Source organism: Phycicoccus jejuensis (assembly GCF_044797865.1).
In the GTDB taxonomy this organism is placed as follows: Bacteria; Actinomycetota; Actinomycetes; order Actinomycetales; family Dermatophilaceae; genus Phycicoccus; species Phycicoccus jejuensis.
In genome coordinates this window covers 2145949-2164184 of the sequence record NZ_CP085209.1, presented here as the reverse complement: position 1 = coordinate 2164184, position 18236 = coordinate 2145949, and the positions used below count along the sequence as shown (strand labels likewise).

Genomic DNA, 18236 nt, shown 5'->3' with positions numbered 1-18236 from the left:
TGGGCGGGCACCGTCCACGCACCGCCGAGGAGTCACCGTGACCGAAGGAACCGTCCGCTGGTTCGACGCCGACCGGGGCTTCGGCTTCATCGCCCTCGGCGAGGACGCCGAGGACCTCTACGTCCACGCGTCCGACGTCGTCGGGGGTGACGGGACGCGAGTGCTGCGGGAGGGCCAGGTCGTCGAGCTCGAGGTCGGGGAGGGCGACCGCGGCCCGATCGCCCGCCGCGTCCGCGTCGTCGCCGAGCGCGACGAGTCGACGCTCGGCGTGCTCGGCACGGTCGCCTGGTACGAGCCCACCAAGGGCTACGGCTTCGTCACGCCGGACGACGGTGACGCCGAGGTCTTCCTCCACGCCTCCGCCGTCGTCGGCGGTGGCGTCGTGTCCGAGGGGCAGCGCGTGGCCTTCCTCGTCGTCGACGGGCCGAAGGGTCCGCAGGCCGACCACCTCCTCCCCCTCGCCGCGCAGGCCGCCGGGTCCGGCCCGGCATCGGACGGGGCCGACGGCACGGTGTCCTGGTACGACTGGGACAAGGGGTTCGGGTTCATCACGCCGGAGGACGGTGGGCCGGACGCGTTCGTCCACGTCCGTGAGCTGGCCGACGGCCTCCAGGAGCTCGAGGAGGGCGACCGCGTCACCTACGACGTCGTCATGGGCGAGAAGGGGCCGCAGGCCCGCGACGTGCGCCTCGCCGGCCGCCCGGCTCGCCGGAGCGCGCCCGCACCGTCCGCCCGTGGGCGCTCCGACCGCGGACGGCCCGACCGCGGACGGTCCGACCGCCGGGAGTCCTCGGCCCCGCCTGCACGGGGCGGTACGGGCGTCGTCGCCCGGTACGACGACGAGCGCGGCTTCGGCTTCATCGCCCCGGACGCTGGCGGGCCGGACCTGTTCGTCCACGTGTCCGTCATCCGCGGCGCGGAGGCGCTCTACCAGGGCGACCGGGTGCGTTTCCAGGTGCGGCAGAGCGACCGCGGGCCGCAGGCCGACCGCGTCGAGCTCCTCTGAGCCGCAGGCCCGCTCGGCGGTCGCCGTCGACTCGGGACCCGCTCAGCCCCGGCGCCGACCGAGGAGGGCTCCCCCGGCCGCACCGAGCAGTACCAGGGCGAGGCCGGTCAGAGCGAGGCCGACCCCGCGCCGTGGCGTGACGACGGTGAACCCCGGCGAGAGGACATCCACGGGGCCCGCGTACGCGAACCACCCGAACTCCACCGGCTCGGCCCACAGGACCGCCGCGGAGAGGAGGCAGGCGAGCGCGACGAGCACCGCACCGACCACCACCCGGGTTCGCACCGGCCCACCGTAGTGCGCCGCGCCGCACGGTGAGCTGTTCCGCGGTCGGTCAGGGCGTCGTGTCGATGACGGCTCCGGCGCCCCGCCCCCCGGCCCCGACGAGCGCGAGGAGCAGTGCCTCCGGGTCGTCGCTCGCGAGCGCACCGGTCCCGGAGCGCACTCCCTCGGCGAGCAGGTCGGGCGCGGCCTCGAGCGCGTCGGCCGACAGGAGGACGAGTCGTTCGCCGACGACCGGGAAGCGGCTGTCCCACAGTCGACCGTCCGCCGGCGCCGTCGAGCAGCCACCGGGGGTGACGACGATCGCCGGCGGCGCAGCCCGTACCGCCACGACGAGCTCACCGTCGTGGGTGCACGCGGCCGCCGCGTAGCACTCCCCGGCGACGCCGCCGCCGCTCTCCGTCCGGTCGCTGACGACGACCTGCGTCAGGCGGGTGCGGGGCCGGATCTCGGCCACCCCGCCCGGGTACTCGACCGTCGTGACCGTCCAGCCGCAGGCCGCGTGCCGGTGCACGAGGGCCGGTCCGACCACGTGGCTCAGCACGCGTCCGCGTCCTCGACGACGACGCCGCAGCCGCGCAGCACGCGGCGGGTCGGCCCGCGGTCCCCGACGATCGAGAAGGTGACGTTGCGTCCGGCGCAGCTGCGGTGCGCCCAGAGGATGGTCGCGACGGTCTCGGAGCTGGGCCGCTCCACGCCCGAGAGGTCGACCCGCACCGGCCGGCCCGTCCGCAGCCCCCGGGCGAGCGCCTCGCGCACCCTCCTCAGGTCCCCACCGGCCACCGCCCCGTCGAGGTGGACGGTCAGCGTCTCGGCGCTCGTCGTGGTCATCCCGCGAGGCTCCCAGCGCGGGATGACGACGGGACGGCCCGCTTCTTTGCAGTCGTGTGACGACTGACGGCCGACCGCCCTCACGAGGCGGTCCGGGCGTCGCGTGCTGGCAGACTGCCGGGATGTCCGTGAGGCTCCTGGTGCTCGACGACGACGACGGCATCCGCACGTCGCTGTCGATGGCGCTCGAGGACGAGGGCTACGCCGTCGTCGCGCACGCCAGCGCCGAGGACGCCCTCCAGGAGCCGTCGCTCGCCGAGGTCGACGTCTTCCTCGTCGACCTCATGCTCGGCGGGATGGACGGCTTCGGCTTCGTCCGCGAGATCCGCCGGCGCTCGGACGTGCCGATCATCGTCATCAGCGCCAAGGCCGACACGCACGACATCGTCGCGGCCCTCGAGGCCGGTGCCGACGACTACGTGACCAAGCCCTTCGAGATCAAGGAGGTCGGGGCGCGGCTGCGGGCCCTGCGGCGACGGCCCCCGATGGCGGCGCCGGCACCCGCCTCCCCGCCCGGTGGTGTCGTGGTCCTCGACGCCGCCCACGGACCGCTCGTCCTCGACACCCTCGCGGGCCGCGTCCGCCGCGGTGACGACGAGGTCCACGTGACGGTGACGGAGTACCACCTGCTGCGCGAGCTCGCCGAGTCCGCCGGGCGCGTCCTCAGCCGGCAGGTCCTGCTCGACCGGGTCTGGGACCGCGGCTACTTCGGGGACGAGCGCATCGTCGACGTCCACGTCCGGCGCCTGCGCACGAAGATCGAGGCCGACCCATCGGAGCCGACGCTGCTCGTCACGGTGCGCGGCCTCGGCTACCGGCTGGACCCCGGGTGAGGCCGACGCTGCCCGTCCTCGGCATCCGCGCCACCTCCGCGGCGTCCTTCGCCCTGCTCGCCCTCACGGTGTCCGCGCTGCTCGCCGCCGGCACCTACCTGACGGCCCGGCACTACCTCGTCGGCCAGCGCGAGGCGACGGCCGCCCGGCAGGCCTTCGTCGACGCCTCGCTCGTGCGCGAGGGCCTGCTGACCGCGGGGGCCTCGGTGAGCGACGTCCTCGACGAGACCTCGCCGCCCCCGGGGGCCGTCGTCGTCGTCAACCGCGGTGGGCAGTGGTTCACCTCCTCGCTCGAGACCGGTGCCGACGACGTGCCGGACCGCGTGCGCGGGCTGGTGGCCGACGGCACGGCCGCCCGCGCGTGGACGGTGGTGCGTGGGGAGCCCGCGGTCGTGGTCGGCGTCCCCGTCCCGGCCGTCGGCGTGCAGTTCTACGAGCTCTCCCCCACGACCGAGCTCGAGTCGACCCTGCGCACGCTCGCGGTCGTCCTCGGCTCCTTCGCCCTCGTGACGGCCGCGGCCGGGGCGCTGCTCGGTGGCGCCGCGTCCCGCCGCGTGGTGGCGCCGCTGCGCGACGTGGCGTCCGCCGCGGCCGCCATCGCCGCCGGTCGGATGACGACGCGGCTGCCCCGCACCTCGGACCCGGACCTCGCCGTCATCGTCGGGTCGTTCAACACGATGGTCGAGGCGCTCGACGAGCGCATGCAGCGCGACGCGCGGTTCGCCGCCGACGTCGCGCACGAGCTGCGCTCCCCGGTCACGACGCTGATGACGAGCATCGACGTCCTCGACGCCGCGCCCGAGGGGGACACCGAGCGTCGGCGGGCCGCCACGCAGCTCGTCCGGCGTGAGGTGCGTCGCCTCCACCGCTCGCTCGAGCACCTGCTCGAGCTGGGACGCCTCGACGCAGGGGTGCTCGAGCGGGAGCCGGAGCCGGTCGACCTCGAGGAGCTGGTGCGCCACACCCTCGCGGAGACGTCGCGCCCCGACGTCCCGGTCGACACCGACGCAGGCCTCGGCCCGGTCCTCGGCAGCAAGGCCCAGCTCCACCGCGCCGTCGTCAACCTCCTCGACAACGCCGACCTGCACGGCGGCGGCGCCGAGCGGCTGGAGCTGCGCCGCGAGGACTCCCTCGTCCTCGTGCGCGTCGTCGACCGGGGGCCCGGTGTACCGCCGTCGGAGCGCGAGCGGGTGTTCGAGCGCTTCGCACGGGTCGGGTCGCGGGGGTCAGCACCCGGCTCGGGGCTGGGGCTCAGCCTCGTCGCGGAGATCGCCCGGGCGCACGAGGGCTGGGTCCGCTGCGAGGAGACATCGGGCGGCGGCGCCACCTTCGTGCTCGGCCTGCCGCTCGCGCCGTCGTCGGGGGCCGGGGCATGACGGGCCGGCGCCGCGCGGCGCTCCTCCTCACCGCTGCCGTCCTGCTGGCCGGCTGCGGCGCCCCACGCAGCTCGCCGGCGACCACGCTCGAGAGCGTGCCCTACGACCTGCTCGCGCCCTCGCAGGCGCCCGAGCCGTCGCCGACCGAGGCGGACCGCGGCGGAGGGCGCGCGTTCCTCGTGCGGGGAGACGCCCTCGTGCCGACCTCGCCGGTGTCGCCGGGCTCGTCCACCGCGGACACCGTGCGGCGCACGCTGGCCCGCCTGACCGCGGGTCCGACCGAGGACGACCGGGCGGCCGGCCGCTCCTCCGCCCTGGGACCCGACGTGCCCGTCTCCCTCGTGGCCCTGTCCGGGCGCAGGGCGGTCGTCGACATCGGCACCAAGGACCTGCCGCCGGGGGCCGGTCGGCTCACCCTGGCGGTCGGCCAGCTCGTGCTGACGGTGACCTCGGTGCCCGGCGTGGACGAGGTGACACTGACCTCCGGTGGGCAGCCCCTCGCCGCACCGGTCCCCGGCGGCGCGCTCGTCGACCGCCCCCTGACGGCCGAGGACTACCGCTCGGTCACCTCCGCGACGACACGCTGACGGCCCGGAGCCGAGCGGCTGAGCCTCCACCGTCCGACCCCGGGCCGTCCCCTGCCCGGATCCCGAGCGCTCCCTCAGGCCTCCCGGGTGGCCGGCGCGTCGGAGATCCAGCCAGGCAGGCGCGGAGCGCCCGCCTGGTAGCGCCGCGAGAGCTCGGTGAGGTTCGGATGCAGCCCGATCCCCCGGATCTCGCGGGCGATGGACTCGACCACCTGGCGCGGCCGGCGTCCCTTGGCGCGCGACTCCCCCTTGAGCTGGGCAGCGGCGAGGGCGTGCGACGTGCGCTCGTCGATGGTGTCGCTGGTCTCGAGGACGATGGAACCGGTGGTCATGTCAACTCCCTGTCTCGCTCGGACCCGCTCCGTGTGGGCGGGTCGGTCTGACCCCTCCACATTGGCAGCGGGATGCTGCGAGCGACCGGACGGCTTCTTTGCGGTTGCGTGACGAACGCGCTCGGGATGTCACGCAACCGTTCCGACGCCCGGTGGCGGGGGTATCACGGTCGGGTCGCCGTCCCACCGTCCGCACCTCGAGGAGCCCCGTGCCCACCTGGCTGACCGCCGTCTCCCTCTCCCTCGTCCTGGCGCTGGCCTGCGGCGTGTGGATCGCCGTCGACGTCGTCCGCCGGCCGCCCCGCATGGGCGTGATGGCGGTGGTCTGGCCGGTGACGGCCCTGTTCGGCAGCGTCGCCGCGCTCTGGTTCTACCGCCGCCACGGGCGTGCCGGGGTGGACGACGAGTCGACGATGGCGGTCTCGGTCGGCAAGGGGGCGCTGCACTGCGGCGCGGGCTGCACCCTGGGCGACGTGGTCGCGGAGACGACCGCGTTCCTCGTGCCCTCCGTGCTCGTCCCGTTCGGGTACCCCGGTCTCCTCCCCGACCGGATGTTCGCCGTCTGGGGGCTCGACTTCGTCGCCGCCTTCGCCATCGGTATCGCGTTCCAGTACTTCGCGATCGTGCCGATGCGTGACCTCTCCCCCGGCCGTGGGCTGCTCGCCGCCCTCAAGGCCGACGCGCTCTCGCTCACCGCGTGGCAGGTGGGCATGTACGGGATGATGGCGCTGCTCGTGTTCGGGGTCCTCCAGCCGCTGCTCGGCGCGCGGCCCGAGGCGTCCTCGCCCGTCTTCTGGTGCGCGATGCAGCTGGCGATGCTCGCCGGCTTCGCCACGGCGTACCCGATGAACTGGTGGCTGGTCCGCCGGGGCGTCAAGGAGCGCATGTGACGCAGCCGGCGGCGACGCCGATGAGTCCGGCGACCGGTACCGGTCTGCACACCGACCCACCCCGACCGACCATCCGACGGGAGACCCCGTGAAGCTGCTCCTCACCTCCGGAGGCGTCACGAACCCGAGCATCCGCAATGCGCTGGTCGGCCTGCTGGACAGGCCGATCGACGAGTGCACGGCCCTGGCCGTCCCCACGGCGCAGTGGGGTCACCCGATGTGCGGGCCCGCCTCGGTCCGGGGGTTCGTCACGGGCGAGCGCCACGGGGTGGGTCTCACCGCGCTGGGCTGGGCCTCGGTGGGCGTCCTCGAGCTGACCGCGCTGCCGAGCATCGGTGAGGACCGCTGGCTGCCGTGGGTGCGGGACGCGGACGTCCTGCTCGTCGACGGCGGCGACGCGACGTACCTGGCCCACTGGATGCGCACGTCCGGGCTCGCCGACCTGCTGCCCTCGCTGACGGACACGGTCTGGGTCGGTGTGAGCGCCGGCAGCATGGTGCTGACCCCGCGCATCGGGTCCGAGTTCGTGGCGTGGGCGGACGCCCCCGACGACCGGACGCTGGGGCTCGTCGACTTCTCCCTCTTCCCACACCTCGACGTCTTTCCGACGAACACGATGGCCGACGCCGAGCAGTGGGCCACCGCGATCGGCGGACCGGCCTACGTCATCGACGACCAAACAGCCCTCACCGTCGTGGGCGACTCTGTCGACGTCGTCTCCGAGGGCACCTGGGTGAGGCTGCCGTAACCGTCCCTGCCCGTGCGGCGCAGGAACGCAAACTGCTGCGTCAGAGACTCGTCGGGGGCCGATGAGCCAACCCGTTGCACACCGCCGCGTAGAGCGCGAGCTAGCGGGCTGGCAACGGCTTGCGATTCGCGCGATGCCGCAAGAGTGCAACGGGACCGACCGGGGCGAGGGCAAGCGCGACAAGGCATCCAGCTGCACCCACGCCAGGAAACTGCATTGGGTCGACAGGAACCGCGAGCAGCGCAAGCCCGAGCACCCACAGGAACCACCGGCCTACCAAGCCTCGGCGCCAAGCCAGCACCCCAAGACCGTTCAAAAGTACGGCCACCCCGACAAGTGCTGCAATCTCAGACCCGGACATCTCCATGGCCGAGTGTCCCAAGTCGCCAGCGCGATGTGAAGGGCCTCTATTGGCCTGCGGCATTCCGCCGCGTAGCGACAGTCCTTTCGCATCAGCGGGTGGGAGGCGGCTCGACGATCGATGATGGCCGGTGACACACGACTATGCCCTCGTGCGTGACGATAGAGGGCAGGAAGTACCTCTTGCCCTCCCTGGGTCCACTCTCTCTCGACGAAATCACACCGACGGTCGTCCTTCGCTGGTACGAGCAGAGCCTCCCCCACGACAAACCCAAAACCACTCGGGAGTGCTACGCGTTGGGCTCAGCCATCATGCGAAGCGCAACCGCAGCCGACGGTGTCCTTCCGGGGGCCATCAACCCCTTCAAGATCGACGGAGCCGGCTCCATTGGCCGCCGGTCGAAGTCCCGGACCGAAGTGATCGACGACGACGACCTGCGCCTCATCCTTACCACCATCCGCCCCGAGTGGCGAGCCATGGTCGCGCTCGCTCTCGGCTGTGGCCTCCGCTTCGGAGAGATCATCGCGCTGCGCCGCTCGGACATCGAGCTGAAGGCCAAGGTCCCCGTCGTCCGAGTGACGCGAGCCATCGGTACCGGGCCCAATGGACGTCGCTACGAGAAGGGCCCCAAGAGCCAAGCGGCAGGCGAGACCAGCGGATTCCCGTACCCGTGCTCGAGGTGTTGACGCATCACATGGACACCTGGATCGTCGGGCGAAACGGACTGCTCTTCCCCGCCGATGACGGTGGATGGCTCTCTGAGACCACCTTTCGCAAGGGCAGAGGCGGGTGGGCCGCCGTGCGCAACGCGGTCGGCAGGCCGATCAACTTCCATGACCTGCGCGCAACAGGAGCGACCCGCATGGCTCAGCGGGGAGCGCATGTCGCAGAGGTCAAACTGTTCCTTGGGGACAGTTCGACCCAAGCAGCCGAGCGATACGTCCGAGCCACCCAAAGTCGCATGGACGAACTCACCGCCGCCGCGTTCTCCGACATCCACTTCGGCAGCACCATGACTGCGTGAACGGCCGCCGCTGGTCCATTAGCCGACCCCTGGAGGGGCGTGCCCTGCAACAGGTGGAGTTCTGCCCGAGGGTCACTGTCAATCATTATCTGTGAGCTGCACGCATATCACTCGAGACCCCGTGCATACCCACTCGGCTCGCCCCGCCTGGAAGGCCGCCCGGCTCTCACGGTGCGCCACACCCCCATGATCGCGTCCAAGAGACCTCGAGTCCCCGCGACGACAGCTGACCCCGCGACGGCCCGATCAAGGCCAACTCGACATCCCAGCACCGTGACTGCGCGAACGGGGCCCCACCGTCGCGGTGGGGCCCCGTTCGCACGGGCTGGGTCAGCCGAGAAGGTCCTGCATGGTGGTGATCTCCTGCTGCTGTGCCTCGATGATGGCCTCGGCAAGGGTGCGAACCTCGGCGTCCTTGGTGCTGCTGAGGACGTCCTGGGCCATGGTGATGGCGCCTTCGTGGTGGGCGATCATCATGGTGAGCCACTGACGGTCGAAGTCGGTGCCGGTGGCGTCCTTGAGCGAGGCCATCTCGGTCTCGCCCATCATGCCGGGCATGCCGTGGTCCATGCCGGCGCTGGCGGGGGCGCCCCAGGAGCTGAGCCAGCCCTGCATGGTCTGGATCTCGGGGTCCTGGGCGGCCTTGATGTCGGTGGCGAGGGCGCGCACCTGCTTGGAGGCGTCGGCCTTGGCGTCGAGGGCGAGGTCGGCCATCTCGACGGCCTGCTGGTGGTGCGGGATCATCATCTGCGCGAACATCACGTCGCCGGGCGCGCCCTGGGCCGAGGAACCGCCGGCCGTGGCGGACGCGCTGGAGCTGGACATCCCGGTCATACCCGGCATGTCGGAGTGGTCGGTGTCGGAGCCGCAGGCGGCGAGCAGGGTCGCGGCGGTGAGGGCGACGGCGCCGAGGGCGAGACGACGGGTGGTGGAGGGCACGGGTGTCCTTCGGTGGTGGAGAACGGGAACGTCCCCACCGTCTCGCGGGCGTGCGGTCGTTCCCCGAAGGCTTCATGAAGGTTCGGTGAAGAAGCTCGACCGCAGCCCGGTCAGGTGACGTAGCCGAGCGTGGTCATCATGCCGGTCTCGGCGTGGTAGGCGTTGTGGCAGTGGGCGGCCCACTGGCCGGGGTTGTCGGCGTCGAGGTCCAGCACGAGACGCTGCATCGGTCGCAGCAGGACCGTGTCCTTGCGGACCCCGCTGCCGCGCACGGAGAAGGTGTGCCCGTGCAGGTGGAAGGGGTGGACCATCATCGACATGTTGCTCACGGCCAGCGAGACCCGCTCGCTCGAGCGGACCTCGAGGGGGTCGGTGTCGGGGAAGCTGCGGCCGTTGATGGTCCAGCGGTAGGGGTTCATCGATCCGGAGAGCGCCAGGTCGTGCGTGCGGTCACTCTCGCGGGCGGCGAGCGTGGTCCCCGCCAGCGGGCGCAGGCTCTCCAGCGAAAGGACGGTGCCGAACGTGGTGGTCGCCGCTGCGGAGGCCGAGGGCGTGCCGCTCGCGGTCCGCACGAGGGCCAGGGCCTGCCCGTCCTTGCCCTCGGGGGTCGCCGTCAGCGGGAAGGCGCCGTCGCCGAGGGTGACGAGCAGGTCGTAGCGCTCGCCCATCGCGATGAGGAGCGCGTCGCCCTTGACGGGCTCCACGGGCCAGCCGTCGCTGTGGGTGACCGTCAGGTGGTGGCCGTCGAGGGAGAGCCGGAAGACGGTGTCCGAGGCGGCGTTGACGACGCGCAGGCGGATGCGGTCGCCGGGTCGGGCGCGCAGGACGTCCGGGTCGTCCGGGACGCGTCCGTTGACGAGGTAGTGGGGGTAGACGACGTCACCGCCGCCGCCGGACATCCCACCCATCCCACCGGAGCCCATGCCCCCCATGCCGCTCATCGAGCCACCCATGCCGTGCCCTCCGGAGGCGTCGGCCGAACCGGATCCGGTGGTCAGCCCGGCCAGCACGTCGTCCGGGGTGCGCCCGGTGCCGTCGACCCAGTCGTCGAGGACGAGGACCCACTCGTCGTCGTAGCGGCCGGGCTCGTGCGGGTCCTCGACGACGAGGACGCCGTACAGGCCACGGTCGAGCTGGACGCCGACGTGGGGGTGGAAGAAGTAGGTACCGGGGTCCGGCACGGTGAACTCGTACCGAAAGGCCCCACCCGGGCGGATCGCGTCCTGCGTCATCATCGGCACGCCGTCCATGTCGTTGCGCAGCCGGATGCCGTGCCAGTGCACCGAGGTGTCGGCGGGCAGGTCGTTGCGCACGTCGACGCGCAGGACCTGGCCTGCGTCGACGCGCAGTGTCGGCCCGGGCACCGTGTCCCCGAAGGCCCAGGTGTCGACGACGACGCCGCCGAGGTCGACGGTGGCCGGGGCGGCGCGCAGCGAGGTGGTGACCAGTCCCCGGGCGTGGCGGGCAGCCTCGGTCGAGGCTACCGCGGCCGAGCGGGGCCCGACCGGCCGGGCGCCGCCCCCGCACGCGCTCAGCGCGCCCAGGCCCAGCAGGCCGAGCCCACCGGTGAGCACGCTGCGGCGGGTGGCGCTCATCGACGCGCCACCGTGTTTTGCGAGGCGGTCTCGTCGAGCGCGGCCCGCGCGCCGGGGCGCACCAGCGCCACGACGGCGAGGACCACCAGGACCCACAGCGCGGTGACCACGCCACCCATCACCAGCCACATCACCCAGCCGGTGCCCGCGAACCCGTTCATCATCGGGACCATCTCCTTCGTCTCCTCACCAAGGGTTGGCGCCGAGCCCGACGGTCCCGTCGAGGTGGCGTGAAGGTTCGATGAAGATGCCCGCCGGGGGTACCCGCACCCGGGCGCGCGGACGGTGGTCGCGTGACACGATCGCTCCATGCCGAGCGTCCCGACCTCCCCGACCACACCGGGGGTCCGCGCGCTGGTGGTCGAGGACGAAGTCCACATGGCGCGGCTCATCGGCAGCTACCTGGAGCGCGCCGGGATGGAGGCGCACGTCGTCCACGACGGCCCGGCCGGCGTGGAGGCGGCTCGCGAGGTCGACCCCGACGTCGTCGTGCTCGACCTCGGCCTGCCAGGCCTGGACGGCATCGAGGTCTGCCGGCAGCTGCGCACCTTCTCCGACGCCTACGTCGTCATGGTCACCGCCCGCGACGACGAGGTCGACACCCTCATCGGCCTGTCCGTCGGCGCCGACGACTACCTGACCAAGCCGTTCAGCCCCCGTGAGCTCGTCGCCCGCATCCAGGTGATGTTCCGCCGCCCCCGGCGACCCACCCACCCCGAGCCCACCGACCACGCCCTGACCGTCGGCCGGCTCGCCGTCGACCCCGTCGGCCGCGAGGTGTGGCTGGACCAGGAACCGGTGCACCTGACGCGCACCGAGTTCGACGTCCTGGCCGCCCTCGCCGGCAACCCACGGATGGCCTTCTCCCGGCGCCAGCTCATCGACGCCGTGTGGGGGCCGGAGTGGGTCGGCGACGAGCACCTCGTCGACGTCCACGTGGGGCACCTGCGTCGCAAGCTCGGCGACGATGCCACCGACCCGGTCTTCGTGCGCACCGTGCGCGGGGTCGGCTACCGGATGGGCCCCGGAGCATGAGCCGGTCCCGCCCCCGCGCGACGCGCGGCTTCGGCGCGCGGCTGCTCCTCGCGCAGGCGCTGCTGCTCGTCGCCGGCGCCGTCACCGCCTACCTCGTCGCCTCCCTCGTGGGCCCGGGGCTCTTCCACCAGCACCTTCTCGAGGCCGGCACCGACCCCAGCAGCTCGGAGACCTACCACCTCGAGATGGCCTTCCGCGACGCGCTCCTCGTGGCCATGGGCGTCGCCCTGCTGGTCTCCGTCGGTGCCGCGCTCGCCGTCAGCGTGTGGTTCACCCGCCGGGTCCAGCGCTCCACCCGCCGCGTCGTCGACGCCGCCGCCGACGTCGCGGCCGGGCGCTACGACGTGCGCGTCCCCGCCTCCGGCCTCGGGGTCGAGCTGGACCGGATGTCGAGCACGATCAACGAGCTCGGTGCCCGCCTGGAGCAGGTCGAGGGCACCCGCCGCCGGATGCTCAGCGACCTCGGCCACGAGCTGCGCACCCCGCTGGCCACCGTCGAGGCCCACCTCGAGGCGCTCGAGGACGGCGTCGTCGCCGCGGACGCCGCCACCTTCGCGGTGCTGCGCTCGAGCACCCACCGGCTGCGCCGCCTCGCCGACGACCTCGGGGCCGTCAGCCGCGCCCAGGAAGGCCGCCTCGAGCTGCACCCCGCCCGGGTCGACCTCGACGCGCTCGTCGACGACGTCCTGGCCACCGAGGCAGCGGCCTTCGAGGCTCGCGGGGTCACCCTGCGGACCGACACCTCGGCTGCGACGCTCGCGGTCGACGCCGACCCCGAGCGCATCGGTCAGGTTCTGACCAACCTCCTGCGCAACGCCCTGCGGCACACGCCGGCCGGGGGCACCGTCACCGTGCGCACCGCACAGGACGGAGCCCACGCGGTCCTGCACGTGGTGGACGACGGCGAGGGCATCACCGCCGAGCACCTGCCCCACGTCTTCGAGCGCTTCTACCGCGCCGACACCTCCCGCACCGCCGCCGACGGAGGCGGCTCGGGCATCGGCTTGACGATCAGCCGCGCCATCGCCGAGGCCCACGGCGGCACCCTGACCGCCCGCAGCCACGGCGCGGGCACCGGCGCCACCTTCGCGCTCCGGCTGCCGCGCGCCTGACCGGAGGTCAGCCGGTCGCGACGGGACGGAAGACCTCCCGCACGACGGGGCGGCCGCGCAGCCATCCGGTCAGCGCGGTCAGCGGACGGCGCAGCAGCAGCCATCCCGCCCCCGCCACGAGGCCGCCGAGCAGCAGCCCGGCGAGCACGTCCTGCGGGTAGTGGGCGCCCACGTAGACGCGCGTGAACGCCATCGCGACCGCAGCCGCGACGGCCCAGCGGCCCAGCCGGGGTGCGGCGACTAGGAGACCGACAGCGACGGCGCCGGCCATCGTCGCGTGGTCCGAGGGGAAGGACACGTCCGTGGTGCGCTGCACGAGCAGGAGCGCGCCGGGGTGCGTCGCGTAGGGGCGCGCCTCGCCGAACAGGGCGGCGACGGGCTGGTTGACGGTCACGGCCACGAGCGTGCCGAGCGCGACCCACCCGGCGGCGGCGAGGCGACGGTCGCTGCAGCCTCGGGCCCGCAGCAGCGCCCACAGGGCCAGGCCGGCGAACAGCACGACACCGTAGGTCGCGAAGAGCACGGCCGGCCCGTGCAGCCAGGGCGTCGAGCGGGCGAAGGACTGGACCGCGGCGAAGAGCCGCTCGTCGAGCGAGGACGTGGGCATGCAGGTGCGGCCTTTCTCCACAGGGACACCGCAGTGTGCCGCTCCCACCTGTGCCGAACCTGTGGGACACCAGCCTCTTGCGGAATACCCCCCTGGGGCATACGTTGAACTGTACAGGTACCCGGTAGGGGTATCCCGACGAGAGGTAGACACCATGAGCACCACCGAGTTCCGAGTCACCGGCATGACCTGCGGGCACTGCGAGATGTCGGTCCGTGAAGAGGTCGGCGAGCTCCCGGGCGTCCAGGTCCTCGAGGTCGACGCCTCGTCCGGGCGGCTCGTGGTCGGCGGAGACCAGGTCGACGAGGCGCAGGTGCTGGCCGCCGTGGAGGAAGCCGGGTACACCGCCGAGCCCGTCCGATGAGCGCCGCCACCCGGCTGGCGCTCTTCGGGACCGCCCTGGCCCTGGTCTTCGTCGCCTCCTTCACCGCCGCCGGCGCGCTTGTCCCGCAGGCCGTGGTGACTCGCTGGGAGCACCAGGGCCAGACCCCCCACTCACCCGCCTCCACCACATCGCACCAGCACGGAGGGTCCGAGCGATGAGCACCACCACACCCGGGACGGGCCAGTCCATCGAGCTGCAGATCGGCGGCATGACGTGCGCCTCCTGCGCCAACCGCATCGAGCGCAAGCTGAACAAGCTCGACGGCGTCCAGGCCAGCGTCAACTACGCCACCGAGAAGGCCACGGTCACCACCCCCGCGGGCTACGATCCCGCCGCACTGGTCGCCGAGATCGAGAAGACCGGCTACACCGCGGCCCTGCCGGCGCCGGCCGCCACCCCAGGCGCGCCGAGCGAGGACGCACCAGACCCCGAGCTGACCGGGCTGCGCCACAGGCTGATCGGCGCCGCAGCCCTGTCGGTCCCTGTCATCGCGATGTCGATGGTCCCCGCGCTGCAGTTCACGTACTGGCAGTGGGCCAGCCTCACCCTCGCGGCCCCGGTCATCCTCTGGGCCGCGTGGCCCTTCCACCGCGCAGCATGGGCCAACCTGCGCCACGGCAGCGCCACCATGGACACCCTGATCTCCATGGGGACCCTCGCCGCGTTCCTGTGGTCCCTCTACGCCCTCTTCCTCGGCACCGCCGGCACACCGGGCATGACCCACCCGTTCGAGCTGACCATCGCCCCCTCGGACGGCGCCGCCAACATCTACCTCGAGGTCGGCACCGGGGTGACCCTGTTCATCCTCGCCGGGCGCTACTTCGAGAAGCGCTCGAAGCGCCAGGCCGGCGCCGCCCTTCGCGCACTGCTGGAGATGGGCGCCAAGGAGGTCTCCCTCCTGCGCGACGGCGTCGAGACCAAGATCCCGGTCGAGCAGCTCACGGCGGGCCAGGAGTTCGTCGTGCGGCCCGGCGAGAAGATCGCCACCGACGGCGTCGTCGTCGCCGGGACCTCCGCCGTCGACGCCTCCATGCTCACCGGCGAGTCGGTGCCGGTCGAGGTCGCCGCCGGGGACGCCGTGGCCGGCGCCACCGTCAACGCCGGCGGTCGCCTCGTCGTGCGCGCCACCCGGGTCGGCGCCGACACCCAGCTGGCCCAGATGGCCCGGCTGGTCGAACAGGCGCAGACCGGGAAGGCCGCCGTGCAGCGCCTGGCCGACCGCATCTCGGGCGTCTTCGTCCCCGTCGTCATCGCCCTCGCCGTCGCGACCCTCGGCGCCTGGCTCGGAGCGGGCCTACCCGCCTCCGCGGCTTTCACGGCCGCCGTCGCGGTCCTGGTCATCGCCTGCCCGTGCGCCCTCGGCCTGGCCACCCCCACGGCCCTGCTGGTGGGCACCGGTCGCGGAGCCCAGCTCGGCATCCTCATCAAAGGCCCCGAGGTGCTGGAGTCGACCCGCACGATCGACACCGTCGTGCTGGACAAGACCGGCACCGTCACCACCGGCCGGATGACCCTGACCGAGGTCGTCACCGAACCGGGCCAGGACCGGCGCGAATCGCTCCGGCTGGCCGGAGCGCTCGAGGCCGCCTCCGAGCACCCCATCGCCCAGGCCGTCGCCCGCGCCGCCGCCGACGAGACCGGGCCGCTGCCGACGCCCGAGGACTTCACCAACCTCGAAGGCCGCGGCGTCCACGGCGTCATCGACGGTCACGCCGTCGTCGTCGGACGCCCCTCCCTGCTCGCCGACTGGTCCCAGCACCTCTCCCCCGCGCTCCTGCAGGCCAAGGCGCGCGCCGAGTCCGAGGGCAAGACCGTCGTCGCCGTCGGGTGGGACGGGCAAGCCCGGGCGCTGCTCGTCGTCGCGGACACCGTCAAACCCACCAGCGATCTGGCCGTGCGCGAGCTGCAGGCCATGGGCCTGACACCGGTCCTGCTCACCGGCGACAACGAGGCCGCCGCCCGGCACATCGCCGCCCAGGTCGGCATCGAGCAGGTCATCGCCGAGGTGCTCCCCCGAGACAAGGCCCAGGTCGTCTCCCGCCTCCAGGCCGAGGGCAAGACGGTCGCGATGGTCGGCGACGGCGTCAACGACGCCCCTGCCCTCGCCGTGGCCGACCTCGGCCTGGCCATGGGTACCGGCACCGACGTCGCCATCGAGGCCTCCGACATCACCCTCGTGCGCGGGGACCTGCGCTCCGCCGTCGATGCCATCCGCCTCTCCCGCGCCACCCTGCGCACCATCAAGACCAACCTCTTCTGGGCGTTCGCCTACAACGTCGCCGCCCTCCCCCTGGCCGCGCTCGGCCTGCTCAACCCCATGCTCGCCGGCGCCGCCATGGCTTTCTCCAGCGTCTTCGTCGTCGGCAACAGCCTGCGCCTGCGCACCTTCACCGGCACCACCACCCAGCCCACCGACACCCCCGAGGACCCCCATGCCTGAGCCCAGCAGCCCCGAGCACCACCACGGCTACATCAGCGAGAAGGACGGCTACCTCAACCGGATGCGCCGCATCGAGGGCCAGGCCCGCGGCATCGCCCGGATGATCGAGCAGGAGCAGTACTGCATCGACATCCTCACCCAGATCAGCGCCCTCAACCGGGCCCTCGAAGGCGTCGCCCTCGGCCTCATGGACGACCACCTCGCCCACTGCATCCTGGACGCCGCCCGCGCCGGCGAGGACCAAGGCGCCGCCAAGCTCAAGGAAGCCTCCGACGCCATCCGCCGCCTCGTGCGCTCGTGACCACGCCCGACCCCACGCGTGCCGACGCACTCGCGCCGGTACGCCCCCACCACGCATCCCCGGGAGGACCCATGAGCAGCCACGCGGAGCACGCGCCCACCCACACCGGCCACGACCACCACGGCGGCCACGCCACCGGCGGCGTGGCCCGCATGGCCGTCAGCGCCACCCTGCACTGCCTGACCGGCTGCGCCATCGGTGAGATCGCCGGCCTCATCATCGGCACCGCCGCCGGGCTCGGGAACGCGAGCACCATCGCCCTCTCCATCGCCCTGGCCTTCTTCTTCGGCTACACCCTCTCCACCCTCCCCCTGCTCAAGGCCGGGCTCGCCGTCGGCACCGCCCTGCGCGTCGTCCTGGCCGCCGACACCGTCTCCATCGCCACGATGGAGGTCACCGACAACGTCGTCATGGCCCTCATCCCCGGCGCCATGAACGCCGGCATCGTCAACACCGTCTTCTGGGTCGGCATGGCCATCGCACTCGCCGTCGCCTTCGTCGCCGCCTACCCCGTCAACGCCTACCTGCTCAAGCGCGGCAAGGGCCACGCCCTCACCCACGAGTACCACGACGCCGCACCCGCTCACGGAGCACGACGCCTCATCCCCACGTTCGGCACCGGCGCCCTCGTCGCCACCTTGACTGCGTTCATGCTCGGCGGATTCGTGGTCTCCATCGCCGCCAGCATCAGCTCTTAGCCTGAGCGAGGCCAGCAGGGTGGAGTCCTACCGGGGGCGCATCTCAAGGTGGCGTCTGACCTGCAAGGGCACCGGATCGTCGAACAGTGCGTGCCTTAACCGTGCCCCAACAGTTGGCCTCGCAACCGAGTCGCTCATGCGGGACTGCTGCACTGACAGATGACAGGTGACAGGTCGTCACCCATCGGTGCTGCAGTCCCTACAGCTGTTCAAGTGCGTCAACAGGCCGCACGGGACCCACCATGGGGCCGCCCCGGAGGAGGCCCGGCTGCGTCTCGAGCAAGCCTGGTCGCCCGGGTCACCACGAGCCGCCCCACAGGGGCCACGGCGACGCCCGCGAACAAGGCTGACCCGCCTGCACAAGTAGAGGCTCCTCACTAGCTCGAGCGCTCGGACAAGCTCGCCAGCGCTGCTTGGAGGCGCTCTCCGGCCTCCGAGGCGACTGGGGCCATCGCGTCGTTGTGCGTCAGGCCGACCATGATGCCGGGGTCCAGGGCCTCCACCAACGTCGTCGAGTCGTCGAGCGCGCGCACGACGACGTTGCACGGCAGCAGCAAACCGATCGACGGCTCCGCCAGGACGGCCGCGTGCGCTAGGGGCGGCCGGCACGCACCGAGGATGACCTGGGGCGGGATGTCGACGCCGATCTTCTCCTCGAGCGTGCGCGCCAGGTCGATCTCGGTCAGCACCCCGAAGCCCTGGTCGGCCAGCGCGACGCGGGTCGCCTCCACGGTCTGCGCGTACGGGGCGTGGACCGTCATGCTCAGTGCGTAGCTCATCTCTTTCCTCCTGGTCGGCGAGCGGTGCCTGTCTTCACGCGGGCACCGCGCACGCCGATCGTCACACGACCGACG

Annotated in this window: 24 protein-coding genes; 15 read left to right on the top strand and 9 right to left on the bottom strand. The window is 72.8% G+C overall.

What is annotated here, in order from left to right; all coding sequences use genetic code 11:
- The first annotated feature begins 37 nt into the window (after positions 1-37).
- Positions 38-1006 carry a cold-shock protein gene (locus LG324_RS10240; RefSeq protein ID WP_030529466.1) on the top strand — a complete coding sequence of 323 codons (969 nt, stop codon included), beginning with the start codon at positions 38-40 and terminating at the stop codon, positions 1004-1006.
- A gap of 42 nt (positions 1007-1048) precedes the next feature.
- Here LG324_RS10240 and LG324_RS10235 read toward each other — a convergent pair whose 3' ends face one another.
- From LG324_RS10235 to LG324_RS10225, 3 genes are read right to left on the bottom strand one after another with little or no spacing between them, the layout of a single operon-like run.
- On the bottom strand, positions 1049-1291 hold the full coding sequence (locus LG324_RS10235; protein ID WP_207024826.1) for a hypothetical protein: 243 nt from the start codon (positions 1289-1291) through the stop codon (positions 1049-1051).
- A gap of 49 nt (positions 1292-1340) precedes the next feature.
- Positions 1341-1832 carry a hypothetical protein gene (locus tag LG324_RS10230; RefSeq protein ID WP_404347593.1) on the bottom strand — a complete coding sequence of 164 codons (492 nt, stop codon included), beginning with the start codon at positions 1830-1832 and terminating at the stop codon, positions 1341-1343.
- Positions 1826-2119, bottom strand: a complete 294-nt coding sequence (locus LG324_RS10225; RefSeq protein WP_404347591.1) for an STAS domain-containing protein — start codon at positions 2117-2119, stop codon at positions 1826-1828. Before LG324_RS10225 ends, LG324_RS10230 begins: the two co-directional genes overlap by 7 nt.
- 122 nt (positions 2120-2241) lie before the next feature.
- Between LG324_RS10225 and LG324_RS10220 the strand changes: the two genes are divergently transcribed.
- From LG324_RS10220 to LG324_RS10210, 3 genes are read left to right on the top strand one after another with little or no spacing between them, the layout of a single operon-like run.
- Positions 2242-2952, top strand: a complete 711-nt coding sequence (locus tag LG324_RS10220; RefSeq protein ID WP_404347590.1) for a response regulator — start codon at positions 2242-2244, stop codon at positions 2950-2952.
- Positions 2949-4328 carry an ATP-binding protein gene (locus LG324_RS10215; protein ID WP_404347587.1) on the top strand — a complete coding sequence of 460 codons (1380 nt, stop codon included), beginning with the start codon at positions 2949-2951 and terminating at the stop codon, positions 4326-4328. Before LG324_RS10220 ends, LG324_RS10215 begins: the two co-directional genes overlap by 4 nt.
- The gene (locus LG324_RS10210; protein WP_404347585.1) at positions 4325-4915 is read left to right on the top strand and encodes a GerMN domain-containing protein; all 591 of its coding nucleotides are present in this window, start codon (positions 4325-4327) and stop codon (positions 4913-4915) included. The genes LG324_RS10215 and LG324_RS10210 overlap by 4 nt, the downstream gene beginning before the upstream one ends.
- Positions 4916-4989: 74 nt before the next feature.
- On the opposite strand, the gene LG324_RS10205 is transcribed toward LG324_RS10210, so the two are convergent.
- A complete protein-coding gene (locus LG324_RS10205) occupies positions 4990-5247 on the bottom strand; it encodes a hypothetical protein (protein ID WP_215514046.1) in 258 nt (85 codons plus the stop codon).
- 209 nt (positions 5248-5456) lie between these two features.
- Here LG324_RS10205 and LG324_RS10200 point away from each other — a divergent pair, with 209 nt between their 5' ends.
- From LG324_RS10200 to LG324_RS10185, 4 genes are all read left to right on the top strand, one after another.
- Positions 5457-6137, top strand: a complete 681-nt coding sequence (locus tag LG324_RS10200; protein WP_404347584.1) for a DUF4396 domain-containing protein — start codon at positions 5457-5459, stop codon at positions 6135-6137.
- A gap of 88 nt (positions 6138-6225) precedes the next feature.
- Entirely contained in the window at positions 6226-6885 is a 660-nt protein-coding gene (locus tag LG324_RS10195) for a Type 1 glutamine amidotransferase-like domain-containing protein (protein ID WP_404347582.1), read from the top strand.
- A gap of 516 nt (positions 6886-7401) precedes the next feature.
- Positions 7402-7932, top strand: a complete 531-nt coding sequence (locus LG324_RS10190) for a hypothetical protein (protein ID WP_404347580.1) — start codon at positions 7402-7404, stop codon at positions 7930-7932.
- A gap of 8 nt (positions 7933-7940) precedes the next feature.
- Positions 7941-8270: a tyrosine-type recombinase/integrase gene (locus LG324_RS10185; protein WP_404347578.1), complete on the top strand. Its 330-nt coding sequence runs from the start codon at positions 7941-7943 to the stop codon at positions 8268-8270.
- Between the two features lie 330 nt (positions 8271-8600).
- Here LG324_RS10185 and LG324_RS10180 read toward each other — a convergent pair whose 3' ends face one another.
- The 3 genes from LG324_RS10180 to LG324_RS10170 all read right to left on the bottom strand — a co-directional run bounded on the left by LG324_RS10180 (position 8601) and on the right by LG324_RS10170 (position 10968).
- Positions 8601-9209, bottom strand: coding sequence for a DUF305 domain-containing protein (locus tag LG324_RS10180; RefSeq protein WP_404347575.1), 609 nt, complete (start codon positions 9207-9209; stop codon positions 8601-8603).
- Between the two features lie 110 nt (positions 9210-9319).
- Positions 9320-10804 carry a multicopper oxidase family protein gene (locus tag LG324_RS10175; RefSeq protein ID WP_404347573.1) on the bottom strand — a complete coding sequence of 495 codons (1485 nt, stop codon included), beginning with the start codon at positions 10802-10804 and terminating at the stop codon, positions 9320-9322.
- On the bottom strand, positions 10801-10968 hold the full coding sequence (locus LG324_RS10170) for a hypothetical protein (protein WP_404347570.1): 168 nt from the start codon (positions 10966-10968) through the stop codon (positions 10801-10803). The genes LG324_RS10175 and LG324_RS10170 overlap by 4 nt, the downstream gene beginning before the upstream one ends.
- 145 nt (positions 10969-11113) lie before the next feature.
- Here LG324_RS10170 and LG324_RS10165 point away from each other — a divergent pair, with 145 nt between their 5' ends.
- Together LG324_RS10165 and LG324_RS10160 are read left to right on the top strand one after the other, a co-directional pair.
- Positions 11114-11839 (top strand): response regulator, encoded by a 726-nt coding sequence (locus LG324_RS10165; protein ID WP_404347568.1) that lies wholly within the window; start codon positions 11114-11116, stop codon positions 11837-11839.
- The gene (locus LG324_RS10160) at positions 11836-12951 is read left to right on the top strand and encodes a sensor histidine kinase (RefSeq protein ID WP_404347566.1); all 1116 of its coding nucleotides are present in this window, start codon (positions 11836-11838) and stop codon (positions 12949-12951) included. Before LG324_RS10165 ends, LG324_RS10160 begins: the two co-directional genes overlap by 4 nt.
- A gap of 7 nt (positions 12952-12958) precedes the next feature.
- On the opposite strand, the gene LG324_RS10155 is transcribed toward LG324_RS10160, so the two are convergent.
- The gene (locus LG324_RS10155; RefSeq protein ID WP_404347564.1) at positions 12959-13558 is read right to left on the bottom strand and encodes a phosphatase PAP2 family protein; all 600 of its coding nucleotides are present in this window, start codon (positions 13556-13558) and stop codon (positions 12959-12961) included.
- A gap of 154 nt (positions 13559-13712) precedes the next feature.
- Between LG324_RS10155 and LG324_RS10150 the strand changes: the two genes are divergently transcribed.
- The 5 genes from LG324_RS10150 (at position 13713) to LG324_RS10130 (ending at position 17382) form a co-directional block, all read left to right on the top strand.
- Positions 13713-13922, top strand: a complete 210-nt coding sequence (locus LG324_RS10150; protein WP_030529344.1) for a heavy-metal-associated domain-containing protein — start codon at positions 13713-13715, stop codon at positions 13920-13922.
- On the top strand, positions 13919-14101 hold the full coding sequence (locus tag LG324_RS10145; RefSeq protein WP_404347561.1) for a hypothetical protein: 183 nt from the start codon (positions 13919-13921) through the stop codon (positions 14099-14101). The genes LG324_RS10150 and LG324_RS10145 overlap by 4 nt, the downstream gene beginning before the upstream one ends.
- Entirely contained in the window at positions 14098-16383 is a 2286-nt protein-coding gene (locus LG324_RS10140) for a heavy metal translocating P-type ATPase (RefSeq protein WP_404347559.1), read from the top strand. Before LG324_RS10145 ends, LG324_RS10140 begins: the two co-directional genes overlap by 4 nt.
- Positions 16376-16684 carry a metal-sensitive transcriptional regulator gene (locus LG324_RS10135; protein WP_404347556.1) on the top strand — a complete coding sequence of 103 codons (309 nt, stop codon included), beginning with the start codon at positions 16376-16378 and terminating at the stop codon, positions 16682-16684. The genes LG324_RS10140 and LG324_RS10135 overlap by 8 nt, the downstream gene beginning before the upstream one ends.
- 71 nt (positions 16685-16755) lie before the next feature.
- The gene (locus LG324_RS10130; RefSeq protein ID WP_404347554.1) at positions 16756-17382 is read left to right on the top strand and encodes a DUF4396 domain-containing protein; all 627 of its coding nucleotides are present in this window, start codon (positions 16756-16758) and stop codon (positions 17380-17382) included.
- 377 nt (positions 17383-17759) lie between these two features.
- Here the strand turns inward: LG324_RS10130 and LG324_RS10125 are convergent, their stop codons facing one another.
- Positions 17760-18161 carry a DUF302 domain-containing protein gene (locus LG324_RS10125; protein WP_404347552.1) on the bottom strand — a complete coding sequence of 134 codons (402 nt, stop codon included), beginning with the start codon at positions 18159-18161 and terminating at the stop codon, positions 17760-17762.
- Positions 18162-18236: the final 75 nt, after the last annotated feature.

Excerpts from the sequence above, each read along its gene's own strand:
- LG324_RS10185 (WP_404347578.1), top strand. The coding sequence starts at position 7,941 with ATGGACACCTGGATCGTCGGGCGAAACGGACTGCTCTTCCCCGCCGAT.
- LG324_RS10145 (WP_404347561.1), top strand. The coding sequence starts at position 13,919 with ATGAGCGCCGCCACCCGGCTGGCGCTCTTCGGGACCGCCCTGGCCCTG.
- LG324_RS10205 (WP_215514046.1), bottom strand. The coding sequence starts at position 5,247 with ATGACCACCGGTTCCATCGTCCTCGAGACCAGCGACACCATCGACGAG.
- LG324_RS10165 (WP_404347568.1), top strand. The coding sequence starts at position 11,114 with ATGCCGAGCGTCCCGACCTCCCCGACCACACCGGGGGTCCGCGCGCTG.
- LG324_RS10210 (WP_404347585.1), top strand. The coding sequence starts at position 4,325 with ATGACGGGCCGGCGCCGCGCGGCGCTCCTCCTCACCGCTGCCGTCCTG.
- LG324_RS10140 (WP_404347559.1), top strand. The coding sequence starts at position 14,098 with ATGAGCACCACCACACCCGGGACGGGCCAGTCCATCGAGCTGCAGATC.
- LG324_RS10220 (WP_404347590.1), top strand. The coding sequence starts at position 2,242 with ATGTCCGTGAGGCTCCTGGTGCTCGACGACGACGACGGCATCCGCACG.
- LG324_RS10125 (WP_404347552.1), bottom strand. The coding sequence starts at position 18,161 with ATGAGCTACGCACTGAGCATGACGGTCCACGCCCCGTACGCGCAGACC.
- LG324_RS10155 (WP_404347564.1), bottom strand. The coding sequence starts at position 13,558 with ATGCCCACGTCCTCGCTCGACGAGCGGCTCTTCGCCGCGGTCCAGTCC.
- LG324_RS10150 (WP_030529344.1), top strand. The coding sequence starts at position 13,713 with ATGAGCACCACCGAGTTCCGAGTCACCGGCATGACCTGCGGGCACTGC.
- LG324_RS10225 (WP_404347591.1), bottom strand. The coding sequence starts at position 2,119 with ATGACCACGACGAGCGCCGAGACGCTGACCGTCCACCTCGACGGGGCG.
- LG324_RS10135 (WP_404347556.1), top strand. The coding sequence starts at position 16,376 with ATGCCTGAGCCCAGCAGCCCCGAGCACCACCACGGCTACATCAGCGAG.
- LG324_RS10160 (WP_404347566.1), top strand. The coding sequence starts at position 11,836 with ATGAGCCGGTCCCGCCCCCGCGCGACGCGCGGCTTCGGCGCGCGGCTG.
- LG324_RS10170 (WP_404347570.1), bottom strand. The coding sequence starts at position 10,968 with ATGATGAACGGGTTCGCGGGCACCGGCTGGGTGATGTGGCTGGTGATG.
- LG324_RS10175 (WP_404347573.1), bottom strand. The coding sequence starts at position 10,804 with ATGAGCGCCACCCGCCGCAGCGTGCTCACCGGTGGGCTCGGCCTGCTG.
- LG324_RS10130 (WP_404347554.1), top strand. The coding sequence starts at position 16,756 with ATGAGCAGCCACGCGGAGCACGCGCCCACCCACACCGGCCACGACCAC.